Annotated in this window: 1 protein-coding gene; it reads left to right on the top strand. The window is 62.9% G+C overall.

Annotation, left to right across the window (positions count from 1 at the left end; genetic code table 11):
- A partial coding sequence (locus tag HMPREF2550_RS12365) for an HNH endonuclease signature motif containing protein (RefSeq protein ID WP_168167709.1) occupies positions 1 to 377 on the top strand: 377 nt, incomplete at both ends.

The following is a 377-nucleotide window of genomic DNA, read 5'->3' as shown; positions in this document are numbered from 1 at the left end:
CTGCGCATCATCGCAGGCGAAGGCAACGACGTCCAGGTGCACTTCGATAACGGGGTGATCGTGAGCGGTGAGGAGTTTGTGCGCATGCAGCTCGAAGACATCGGGGCGATCATCCTCATCGGGGTTATGGACGGGCCGGTCAACGCCTATCACGCCCGGTTCGCCACCCCGAAACACCGAGAAGTCATGCTTGCCGACTCCACCACCTGCACCTGGAAGGGGTGTAAGGCACCAGCCTCGGAGTGCGACGCCCACCACATGGTCGAACACCAACACGGCGGCGAAACCACACCCGCAAACCTGGGCTGGTTGTGTAAGTACCACAACTCGCAAGCAGCACGCGGCACCCGGGGCCATACCGAACGGCGCGACGGGCA

This window comes from Corynebacterium sp. HMSC074A01 (assembly GCF_001831515.1).
Lineage (GTDB): Bacteria > Actinomycetota > Actinomycetes > Mycobacteriales > Mycobacteriaceae > Corynebacterium.
The sequence above is the reverse complement of the archived record's forward strand: the minus strand, read 5'-3'. Positions and strand labels throughout refer to the sequence as shown.